9 protein-coding genes and 1 riboswitch are annotated in these 10,960 nt (G+C 55.0%); of the genes, 2 read left to right on the top strand and 7 right to left on the bottom strand.

Going from position 1 to position 10,960, the window contains the following annotated elements; genetic code table 11:
* Positions 1 to 277: 277 nt before the first annotated feature.
* Positions 278 to 1,129, bottom strand: a complete 852-nt coding sequence (gene murI / locus DBY66_RS14000; RefSeq protein WP_039381143.1) for a glutamate racemase — start codon at positions 1,127 to 1,129, stop codon at positions 278 to 280.
* Positions 1,074 to 2,939: a TonB-dependent vitamin B12 receptor BtuB gene (gene btuB / locus DBY66_RS13995; protein ID WP_108570135.1), complete on the bottom strand. Its 1,866-nt coding sequence runs from the start codon at positions 2,937 to 2,939 to the stop codon at positions 1,074 to 1,076. The genes murI and btuB overlap by 56 nt, the downstream gene beginning before the upstream one ends.
* A gap of 68 nt (positions 2,940 to 3,007) precedes the next feature.
* Positions 3,008 to 3,189, bottom strand: a riboswitch (cobalamin riboswitch).
* A gap of 112 nt (positions 3,190 to 3,301) precedes the next feature.
* Between btuB and trmA the strand changes: the two genes are divergently transcribed.
* On the top strand, positions 3,302 to 4,405 hold the full coding sequence (gene trmA, locus DBY66_RS13990; RefSeq protein ID WP_108570136.1) for a tRNA (uridine(54)-C5)-methyltransferase TrmA: 1,104 nt from the start codon (positions 3,302 to 3,304) through the stop codon (positions 4,403 to 4,405).
* 31 nt (positions 4,406 to 4,436) lie between these two features.
* Here the strand turns inward: trmA and DBY66_RS13985 are convergent, their stop codons facing one another.
* Both DBY66_RS13985 and fabR read right to left on the bottom strand, forming a co-directional pair.
* Entirely contained in the window at positions 4,437 to 4,793 is a 357-nt protein-coding gene (locus DBY66_RS13985; RefSeq protein WP_039381151.1) for a YijD family membrane protein, read from the bottom strand.
* Between the two features lie 18 nt (positions 4,794 to 4,811).
* Positions 4,812 to 5,456, bottom strand: coding sequence for an HTH-type transcriptional repressor FabR (gene fabR / locus DBY66_RS13980; protein WP_039381154.1), 645 nt, complete (start codon positions 5,454 to 5,456; stop codon positions 4,812 to 4,814).
* A gap of 193 nt (positions 5,457 to 5,649) precedes the next feature.
* Here fabR and sthA point away from each other — a divergent pair, with 193 nt between their 5' ends.
* Entirely contained in the window at positions 5,650 to 7,050 is a 1,401-nt protein-coding gene (gene sthA, locus DBY66_RS13975; RefSeq protein ID WP_039381156.1) for a Si-specific NAD(P)(+) transhydrogenase, read from the top strand.
* Here sthA and oxyR read toward each other — a convergent pair.
* The 3 genes from oxyR to DBY66_RS13960 form a co-directional block, all read right to left on the bottom strand.
* Entirely contained in the window at positions 7,033 to 7,950 is a 918-nt protein-coding gene (oxyR, locus tag DBY66_RS13970) for a DNA-binding transcriptional regulator OxyR (protein ID WP_039381159.1), read from the bottom strand. The two genes, sthA and oxyR, sit on opposite strands and share 18 nt — an antisense overlap.
* A gap of 348 nt (positions 7,951 to 8,298) precedes the next feature.
* The gene (argH, locus tag DBY66_RS13965) at positions 8,299 to 9,672 is read right to left on the bottom strand and encodes an argininosuccinate lyase (protein WP_039381161.1); all 1,374 of its coding nucleotides are present in this window, start codon (positions 9,670 to 9,672) and stop codon (positions 8,299 to 8,301) included.
* 68 nt (positions 9,673 to 9,740) lie between these two features.
* A complete protein-coding gene (locus DBY66_RS13960; RefSeq protein WP_039381164.1) occupies positions 9,741 to 10,958 on the bottom strand; it encodes an argininosuccinate synthase in 1,218 nt (405 codons plus the stop codon).
* Between the last annotated feature and the right edge of the window lie 2 nt (positions 10,959 to 10,960).

Genomic DNA, 10,960 nt, shown 5'->3' with positions numbered 1-10,960 from the left:
TCCTGCGAGTGCCCACACAGATTGTCTGATAAATTGTTAAAGAGCAGTGCCGCGATTTCTCAAGCGGCGCGGGATGCGTATATTACGCTTTCCGCATTTTCAGTCAAGCATTTATTTTTGCTTTTCTGAAGGTTGCTGTAAAAGCCACCTGCTTAACGCGACGCTTCGTAAGCCGTTGTGCCGTGTCAGTGGAGGCGCATTATAGGGAGTTCTTCCGGGCTGACAAGTGCTAATTTTGAATTATTTTCTGAGTGTTGTTTTTTTCAGCGAAACCGCCTCAAACTGCCAGTTTTTCGAGCAGCGGAAAGCCATAACGCTGTAAAACGCCGGATAACTGTACCGCTTCTTCATCCATAGATGTGCAAAACGCGATGTTGCTGTCAGCAGAAGCCGCATCAGGCGCCTCGTGCTCAAGCAGCCAGACGGTACGCCTGGCTATAGCAGCACCGGAATCAACCAGCCGGGTTCCATCCGGCAGAACCTGCTGCAGTTCATCGCGCAGCAGTGGAAAGTGCGTGCAGCCCAGCACGACCGTATCCGGCGGCTCTTTCATACGTAACCAGGGTTGCACTGCCCGGCGAACATCATTCAGTGATACCGGTTCACCATGCAGCTTCGCCTCTGCCAGTTCCACCAGCTCAGCAGACCCCAGCATCTCAATGGTGCACTCCCGGGCAAACTGTTTCACCAGTTCATGGGTATAAGGACGCTTTACCGTTCCCCGCGTTGCCAGCAGCCCGACGACTCCGTTACGTGTCAGGCGAGCCGCCGGTTTAATTGCCGGCACCACGCCGACGACCGGAAACGCAAAGCGTTCGCGCAGTGCAGGTAAAGAGACGGTACTGGCCGAGTTACAGGCAATGATGACTAATGCGAGCGGAAAACGCTGCGTAATGGCCGTGACCACTGCTACTACGCGTTCAACAATGTACGTTTCCGTTTTTTCGCCATAGGGAAACCCTTCATTATCGAAAGCGTAGAGATAGTGCAGGTCCGGCAGCAGCTGCCGGACTTCATCATAGACGGAGAGCCCACCTACGCCGGAATCAAACACCAGCACGGTGGGACGGAGATCAGAAGCTGTAGCTGGCGCTAAGGTAGTATTCTCGTCCAGGGGTGCGATAGCCATAAACCGTCTCATAATCCTTATCCAACAGATTGGCAATTTTACCACGAACTGTCAGATGAGACGTGACCGGATACGCAGCTGAGAAATCAACCAGGCTATAACCCGGCATGCGACGCTGTGTTGCTGCGTACTGGTTGGTATTGTTGTTGTAGCTTTTACCAAAATATTGCCAGGCGAGATCAAAGTCGATATCCAGTGCGGTCCAGTCCAGCTGATACTTATATTGCTGGCGGGAACGGTGTGCCAGCACCTCATTATCGTCATCGCGGCGCGGATCGATATATTGCAGCGTGATACGGTGGGTAAAAATACCGGTATCTGCACTGCCGCTCCACTCCACGCCTTTAATCGTCGCTGACTGTACGTTGTAGTAGGTGCCAGTAAAGTTTTCGTCAGCTCTGTAGTCGATCAGGTTATTGATTTTATTCTGGTAAAGGTAGAGGTGCCATTCGACCGGACCGCTGAGTCCTTCGAGACCGGTTTCAATCTGATGTGACCTCTCAGCCCGGAGATCGGGATTGGATGCAATAAACAGACGGCTCTGCCCATACATCTGCCCCAGTGTAGGTGCCTGGAAAGCGGTGCCATACGAAAAGATGAGGCGATAATCGGGCATAAACGCCCATCCCGCCGCTGCCTGCCACGTACCGTTCCAGCCAAACTGGTTGTTATTGTCACCGCGCAGCGCACCTTCCAGCGTAAGCGTATTGAACTGCTGCTGCGTGGTCAGATAGTAACCGGTGCTGTTACGCGTGTAGTTGTCAGCGCTGAACCGATCGCTGGACGCCAGTTTCTGCTGCTGCCAGTCGATGCCGGCGCTGAGTGTGCCATGCGCCATGGCAACACTGTTACCCCACTGCAGATTGCGCTGGCTCATATCATCCAGCGACGTGCCCGGACGATAGAGGCCGAGCGTACTGGCATAGTTGTAATCTTTATAGCGCTGGTAGCTGTAGCTCAGTTCAGAAGAGTAGCACTCTTCACTGAACTTCATACCGCCTTCATAGGTATGATTATAGATCTGCCGTTTATCACTGCCGTCCTGATAACCTGCATCATACGCACTATTATTACCGTAGCCGTAGCCGCGAAAGAAGGCGGATAAACTGTCGCTGAAACGGTGATTCACACCGGCCCAGAATGTTTTACTGCGAAAGCCGTCCCGATCGCCATCCACTGCGTACGCCGACTGCGGCTGGATGTTATAGCCGCGCGTCGACTGAAAGGCCCCCGCTACGGTTACCAGCGTATCCTCGCCCACCTTGTGTCGCAGCGCCGCATCATACTCCTGATAGCGATTCGACCCGAGGCCCGCCGTTATCTGCCCGCCTGGCTCACTGTTCTCAGTAATGATGTTCACCACGCCGCCAATGGCATCGGCGCCGTAAACGGCGGAGCGTGGTCCGCGGATCAGCTCAATACGCTGAATCAACGCCAGCGGAATCTGGCTAAAGTCAGCGATGCCGGTGATCCCCGACTTCGCCAGCGGGATCCCATCAATCAGCACCAGCGTATGACGCGCTTCCGCACCGCGAATATAGATGTAACTGGTCTGGCCCGGACCACCGTTTTGCGCAATATCCACGCCCGGCAGGCGCCGCATGACATCCGTCAGCGATTTAGCCTGCCAGCGATCGATATCTTCCCGCGTGATCACCTCACCTGGTGCCAGCACGCTGCTGACCGGCTGCTGAAAACGGTTAGCGGTGACAAGTTGCGTATTATCATTTTGCCGGGCATAGCCAGAGGGCGCCCAGAGCGACAGCGCTGTTGCACTCAGGGCGAACAGCGAAGCAGAGGTTATTTTCATTGTTATAGCATCCAAAGGATCGAGCCGGATGCCGCAGGCCTGAGATCGATAGCACGCGATGATCTCAGCGTTTGCGACGATACACCGGCAGGTCTTCGGGCTGAGAACCATAAATGGTGAAGACTTCCCATCCGTCAGGACAGTGTCTGCCTGGGCGATCACCACGACATTCTTTTACCGCTGCGCGTCAGCTCCAGATTTGCACTGGATTCCCTTTTAACTCAATGAGGCCGGCGGCCGCAGTCTACGGTTAAGCCCGCCGCCGATCCACCCCTCCCGCTTTCTGACGTTCGGTTGGGCTGGACATCAGCAGTTGAATGCCTACAATCGCCCGGCAAGCAGGCTTATTACCAGGATTGAAGATGACACCCGAACAGCTCCCGATTGACCAGTATGACGCGCAACTCGCTGAAAAAGTCAGCCGTTTACAGACGATGATGACCCCTTTCACCGCGCCTGACGTGGAGGTGTTCCGATCGCCGGTCAGTCACTACCGTATGCGCGCAGAGTTTCGCATCTGGCACGACGGTGACGACCTCTATCACATCATCTTCGACCAGACGACCAAACAGCGCATTCGCGTGGACAGCTTTCCAGCCGCCAGCGAGCTGATTAATCAGATGATGCCCAGACTGATGGCAGCGATACGTGATAATCAGGTGCTGCGCTTTAAGCTGTTCCAGATCGATTATCTCTCCACGCTGAGCAACCAGATTGTGATCTCCCTGCTTTATCATCGCAAACTGGAAGAAGAGTGGCATGCCGCCGCCAGCACGCTGCGTGACCAGCTGCGCGCTGAAGGATTTGATGTGCAGCTGATTGGACGCGCGACCAAAACCAAAATCTGTCTGGATCGCGACTACGTGGATGAGCGTCTGCCGGTGGCGGGCAAAGAGCTGATTTACCGCCAGGTGGAAAACAGCTTTACCCAGCCTAATGCCGCCATGAACATTCAGATGCTGGAGTGGGCGCTGGATGTTACGCAGCAGTCGCGTGGCGACCTGCTGGAGCTTTACTGCGGTAACGGTAACTTTTCGCTGGCGCTGGCGCGCAATTTCCGCCGCGTACTGGCCACAGAGATAGCCAAGCCCTCGGTGGCGTCGGCTCAGTACAATATCGCTGTGAATCAGATCGATAACGTACAGATTATTCGTATGGCAGCGGAAGAGTTTACCCAGGCCATGAACGGCGTGCGCAGCTTTAACCGGCTGGAAGGCATCGATCTCAGCAGCTATCAGTGCGAGACCATTTTTGTCGATCCGCCACGCAGCGGGCTGGATGATGAAACGGTAAAAATGGTGCAGGCGTATCCGCGTATTCTGTATATCTCCTGTAACCCGCAGACTCTGTGCGACAATCTGGCCGCGCTGTCAGGCACGCATCAGATTGAGCGACTGGCGCTGTTCGATCAGTTCCCGTACACCCACCATATGGAATGCGGCGTATTGCTGACGCGCAAAGCATAAAAAAACGGGAACCCGCAGGTTCCCGTTTTTTTTACTGCCGGCTTCTGGCGCGGCGGAAGCGCGTGCCAATCCAGAACACCAGTCCCGTCATCAGAATGACAGGAATGAAGTTCGAGCCGATATCCGGATATTCTGCGCGCACCATGGCGCTATAAACCAGAATGCCCAGCAGAAAAAATGCCGCGGCCAGTGACGGCATGCCGTCCGGCATATTGCGATTGAGATAACGCTGGTGCAGGCACCATGCTGACAGCCCAAGCGCTATCAGCGGAAAAATGGAAAACGGCACAAAGCTACTGAACAGCGCCGAAAAGGAGCCGTTGATTGCTAAACCAGTGATAAAAGAGAGTAATAACGTTCCTTTATCACGAGGATGCTGCTCAATCATTTCATTATCCTTATCACGTTATTTTTCAGGGATTTCCAGGGTCACGGCCAGCCGCTCTTGTTCCCGGCGATACCAGTAGTAGGCGCCTTTGGCGATCATACGCAGCTGCAGTACCAGCCGCTCTTCCAGCTTACGCCGCTGGTCAGAGTCGACATCCAGCGCTTCAGCGCCGGCGCTAAAAACAATGGTCACCATCGCCTCAGCCTGTGCTTCGGTAAAGCTGCGCGGCATACGGCTTTCCAGCTCAAGGTAGTCAGCCAGTTCTGCGATAAAATGCTGGATCTCACGTGCAACAGCAGCGCGGAAGGCGGCTGACGTGCCGGAACGTTCGCGCAGCAGAAGCCGAAACGCATTCGGGTTGTTGCCGATGAACTCCATAAAGGTTGCCACCGACGTTTTAATGATGCTGCCGCCTTTCGCGATACGCTGGCGCGCCTGGCGCATCAGCTGGCGCAGCATCAGCCCGCTCTCATCAACCATGGTCAGTCCAAGCTCATCCACATCGCGAAAGTGACGATAGAATGAGGTTGGGGCAATGCCGGCTTCACGTGCCACTTCGCGTAAACTCAGGCTGGCAAAACTCCTTTCTGCACTAAGCTGACTGAATGCAGCTTCAATCAGCGAACGTCTTGTACGTTCTTTTTGTTGCGCCCGAACGCCCATTTTTGCGGCCTTGTGAGTAATCAGGCGCTCACTATAACAAACTTTTCAGCGTACAGCCGGGCAAACTTTGTCACCGCCTGTTAACCTCACTGAATGTCAAACTTCTGCATTTTTCACTGTTAGAATTCAGATGTGCGCGGCGAGATGTTAGAATCTCGTTGTAAAAATGTATAGAAGAATAGGACGTACTGGTATGCAAAAGTCTTACGATTACGATGCCATTGTAATTGGCTCCGGTCCGGGCGGCGAAGGTGCGGCGATGGGGCTGGTCAAGCAGGGAGCGCGCATCGCAGTGATCGAACGCTACCACAACATTGGCGGCGGTTGTACACACTGGGGAACCATCCCTTCCAAAGCGCTGCGTCATGCCGTCAGCCGCATCATTGAATTCAATCAGAACCCGCTCTACAGCGATCATACCCGTCTTCTCCGCTCCTCGTTCGCTGACATCCTTAACCACACCGAAAATGTTATCAGTCAGCAGACTGCCATGCGCCAGGGCTTTTATGAGCGTAACCGCTGTGAACTCTATCAGGGCGACGCGCATTTTGTTGATGCCAACACGATAGAGGTGGAGCAGCCTGATGGCACCCGCGAGCAGCTTACGGCAGAAAAATTTGTCATTGCCTGCGGCTCACGTCCCTATCACCCGGCCGACGTCGACTTTACACACCCGCGCATCTACGATTCCGACTCTATCCTGAACCTGCATCATGAACCGGGTCATGTGATCATCTATGGTGCCGGCGTGATTGGTTGCGAATACGCCTCTATCTTCCGCGGTCTTAACGTCAAGGTCGATCTCATCAACACCCGCGATCGTCTGCTGGCGTTCCTCGATCAGGAGATGTCCGACTCTCTCTCTTACCACTTCTGGAACAGCGGTGTGGTGATCCGTCACAACGAAGAGTTTGAGAAGATTGAAGGCGTCAGCGATGGCGTGATCATGCACCTGAAGTCCGGCAAAAAAGTCAAAGCGGATTGTCTGCTATATGCGAACGGCCGCACCGGGAATACCGACTCGCTTTCGCTGGAGAACGTGGGGCTGGAAGCCGATGGACGCGGCCTGCTGAAAGTTAACAGCATGTATCAGACCGCGCAGCCGCACATTTATGCCGTGGGCGATGTGATTGGCTATCCGAGTCTGGCTTCCGCCGCTTACGATCAGGGACGCATTGCCGCTCAGGCGATCATCAAAGGTGAAGCGAGTGCGCATCTGATCGAAGATATCCCGACCGGTATCTATACCATCCCTGAAATCAGTTCAGTCGGAAAAACAGAGCAGCAGCTGACCGCGATGAAAGTACCTTATGAAGTAGGTCGTGCGCAGTTTAAGCATCTGGCACGCGCGCAGATTGTTGGCATGCACGTCGGCAGCCTGAAAATCCTGTTTCACCGCGAGACAAAAGAGATTCTGGGGATCCACTGCTTTGGTGAGCGCGCGGCGGAGATTATTCACATCGGGCAGGCCATTATGGAGCAGAAAAACGGCGGTAACACGATTGAGTACTTCGTGAATACCACCTTTAACTACCCCACCATGGCTGAAGCCTATCGTGTAGCCGCGCTGAACGGATTAAACCGCCTGTTTTAACGCGGCGTCAAAATGGCCCTGCATATGGGTTTTGATTGCTTCTGCCAGCTGCTCATAGCGGCTGCGCAGAGGCGAACCTGGCCGGTAAACCAGCGCGATAGTGCGTTGCGGTACCGGTTTATAACAGGGCAGATAGCAGACACCATCGCGCACGCGCTCTTTAGGCACCGCCAGTGAAGGCAGTAGCGTAATGCCGCTGCCGGCCGCCACCATATTACGCAGCGTTTCCAGGCTGGTGGCGCGAAAATGGGTATCTTCGTCCGCACCCGCCTCAAAGCAGAAGCCCATCGCCTGGTCGCGCAGGCAGTGACCATCTTCCAGCATCAGCAGTTTTTCACCCGCCAGATCGGACATCGGCACGCGATCGCGATCGTGCCACGGGTGATCTTTGTAGATCGCCAGCTTCATGGGCTCATCAAACAGCGGCACTTCAATAAAGGCTTCACTCTCTTTAACCAGCGCCAGAATAGCGCAGTCAAGTTTCCCGCTGTCGAGCTGTGCCAGCAGCTGCTGAGTCTGTGCTTCATGCAGATACATCTCCAGCTTCGGGAAAGTCTGATGCAGCATAGGAATAATATTGGGCAGCAGATAGGGGCCGGTCGTGGGGATCAGTCCGATATGCAGCGGTCCGGACATCGCTTCACCCTGCTGGCTGGCCATCTCTTTCAGCACCTTAACCTCACGCAGTACGGTTCGCGCCTGATCAACCAGCAGTAATCCTGCCTGGGTGAACAGCACTTTACGGCTGGTACGTTCCAGCAGCATGACGCCCAGTTCATCTTCCAGCTTGCGGATCTGTCCGCTCAGAGTCGGCTGACTGACATGACAGGCATCAGCAGCGCGACGGAAATGGCGGTGTTCCGCAAGTGAAACCAGATACTCGAGATCGCGAATGTTCATTAATATCCTCCAAACCACGATAGCCCGTGGCGATAGATAGAATAGCAACGAACGATTGGCCCTATCAAGCTATGCACGGGAATAATAGCGCTCACTGATTTAAGCCCATGCATTTGTAGAGAAATTTATTTATTTGCTGAACATGTGCCGGGGCTGAACGCTTTTACAAAAAACGCTTTTTACGCAGCAAATCTGTTTTGCTGAACCCAATCACTGTGCTGGCGGGGAGTGCCGGTACGCTGATGATGTGCCTATAAAAATATGCAATTCCGAAGCCAGAGGTTGGCGGGCTTTTTATAAAGCCCGCTTTTTTTATGGCGTATCAAACCGGCCAGCGTCCGGGAGCGGCTATTGCAGACGCGCCTGTGCTTCGCGAATCGCCTGGGCTACCTGCTGCGGCGCAACACCACCGCGCGCGTTACGCTTGTCGAGGCAGGACTGCAGCGAAAGCACCGGATAGACATCCTCTTCGATGACGTCACTGAACTGCTTCAGCTGAGCCAGACTCAGCGCTTCCAGCGCCACACCCTGCTGGATAGCCGCGACGACCGCTTCTCCCACAATATGATGCGCCTCGCGGAACGGCACGCCTTTCGCGACCAGATAGTCTGCCAGCTCAGTGGCATTGGCGTAGCCCTGTTCAGCCGCTTCCTGACAACGCGGACGTTTAACCTGAATACCATCCAGAACCAGCACTGACATGTGCAGACAGTCGAGCCAGGTATCCAGCGCGTCAAACAGCCCTTCTTTATCTTCCTGCATATCTTTGTTGTAGGCCAGCGGCAGGCCTTTCAGCGTCATCATCATGCCGGTCAGTGCGCCCTGGACACGGCCGCATTTACCGCGAATCAGCTCCAGCGCATCCGGGTTTTTCTTCTGCGGCATCAGCGATGAACCTGAGGTGACTTTATCAGACAGCTCGACGAAGCCCGCCTCGCCCGTGTTAAAGAAAATCAGGTCTTCTGCAAAGCGCGACAGATGCACCATGCCAATTGACGCGTCGGAGAGCAGCTCCAGCACATGATCGCGATCGGATACGGTATCCAGGCTGTTACGCGTTGCCGAAGCAAAACCGAGCCAGCCTGCCAGCTGCTCGCGGTCAATCTCATAAGCGGTACCGGCCAGCGCACCACAGCCCAGCGGGCTGACATCCAGCCGCTTCAGCGTATCCTGCAGACGGCTCTCATCGCGCGCCAGCATTTCGGTATACGCCAGACACCAGTGGGCGAATGTAACCGGCTGCGCGCGCTGCAGATGCGTATAGCCCGGCATGACGGCATCCTGATTCGCTTCTGCCGTCGCCACCAGCGCGCTCTGCAGCTGACGCGTCGCGTCCAGCAGCAGGGCAACCTGCTCTTTGCACCAGAGCTTCAGATCGGTGGCAACCTGATCGTTACGGCTGCGTCCGGTATGCAGCTTTTTACCCAGCGCCCCGACCTTATCGATCAGCTTGCCCTCGACCCAGCTGTGAATATCTTCTGCATCGCTTTCCAGGATCTGTGACGGATTCGCGCGTACGTCCGCCAGCAGCTCGTTCAGCGCCGCTTCAAGCTGCTGCTGTTCCGTTGAGGTTAAAACGTTCACGGTTACCAGCGCTTTTGACCACGCCACAGAGCCGGTAATGTCCTGCTCCGCCAGGCGGTAATCAAAACGCAGTGAATCATTAAACTGTTTAAACCGCTGGTCTGCTGCCTGCGAGAACCGTCCGCCCCAAAGTGCCATCTGCTTGCTCCTGAAATCGTGTTGAAAAAGGCGGCCTGAGCCGCCCTTATATAACTGCTGCCGCGTGCTTACTTCTTCTGCTCGTTCAGCGCACGAATGCGCGAAGAGAGGGAGAACAGGCGAATAAAGCCGCCCGCGTGACGATGGTCATACACCTCATCTTCACCAAAGGTGGCGAACTCTTCTGAGTAGAGGCTGTTAGCCGATTTCTTCTGAATCGCCGTAGCCTGACCTTTGTAAAGCTGCAGAACCACTTCGCCGTTGACCTCTTCAGCCAGCGATGCCGCCGCCGCCTGAATAGACTGGCGCAGCGGCGCGAACCAGCGACCATCGTAAACCACGTAAGACATCTCCTGGCCCAGCTGCTCACGCCATTTGAAGCTGTCGCGATCCAGAACCAGCTGCTCAACCGCACGCAGCGCATTTACCATGATGGTACCGCCAGGGGTTTCATAGCAGCCGCGTGATTTGATGCCAACCAGACGGTTTTCCACGATATCGATCCGGCCAACGCCATGTTTAGCACCCAGTACGTTGAGTTTTTCCAGGCACTGGAACGGGCTCAGCTGCTCGCCGTTTACGGCAACCACGCAGCCTTTTTCAACGGTCACGGTGACATTTTCCGGCTGGTCCGGCGCTTCAAGCGGATCCACGGTCCATACCCAGCAATCTTTATTCGGTGCATTCCACGGACTTTCCAGCACGCCACCTTCGGTGGAGATATGCCACGCGTTCTCATCGCGGCTGTAGATCTTCTCCAGCGACGCGGTCGTCGGGATATTGCGCTCTTTCAGATAGTCGAGCAGCGCCTCACGCGAACGCAGATCCCACTCGCGCCATGGCGCAACAACTTTAAGCTGTGGTGCCAGCGCGGTATAGGTGGTTTCGAAACGCACCTGGTCGTTGCCTTTACCGGTTGCGCCGTGGCACAGCGCGTCAGCACCCACTTTCAGCGCCAGTTCAACCTGCGCTTTAGCAATGATAGGACGCGCCATTGACGTGCCCAGCAGATAGGTGCCTTCATACAGGGCACCGGTCTGCAGCACCGGATAGACGTAATCGCTGATGAACTCTTCACGCAGATCTACTACGTGACATTCAGATGCGCCCGACTGCAGCGCTTTTTTCTCAACGCCTTCCAGGTCGGCCGGGTCCTGACCAATATTGGCGACAAACGCCACAACTTCGCAGCCGCCGTAGTTCTCTTTCAGCCATGGAATGATGGCTGAGGTATCGAGGCCGCCTGAGTAGGCCAGAACGATTTTTTTAATGTTTTGCGTGCTCATGT

The sequence above is a fragment of the Pantoea sp. RIT413 genome (assembly GCF_003057675.2).
Classification (GTDB): Bacteria; Pseudomonadota; Gammaproteobacteria; order Enterobacterales; family Enterobacteriaceae; genus Pantoea; species Pantoea eucrina.
The sequence above is the reverse complement of the archived record's forward strand: the minus strand, read 5'-3'. Positions and strand labels throughout refer to the sequence as shown.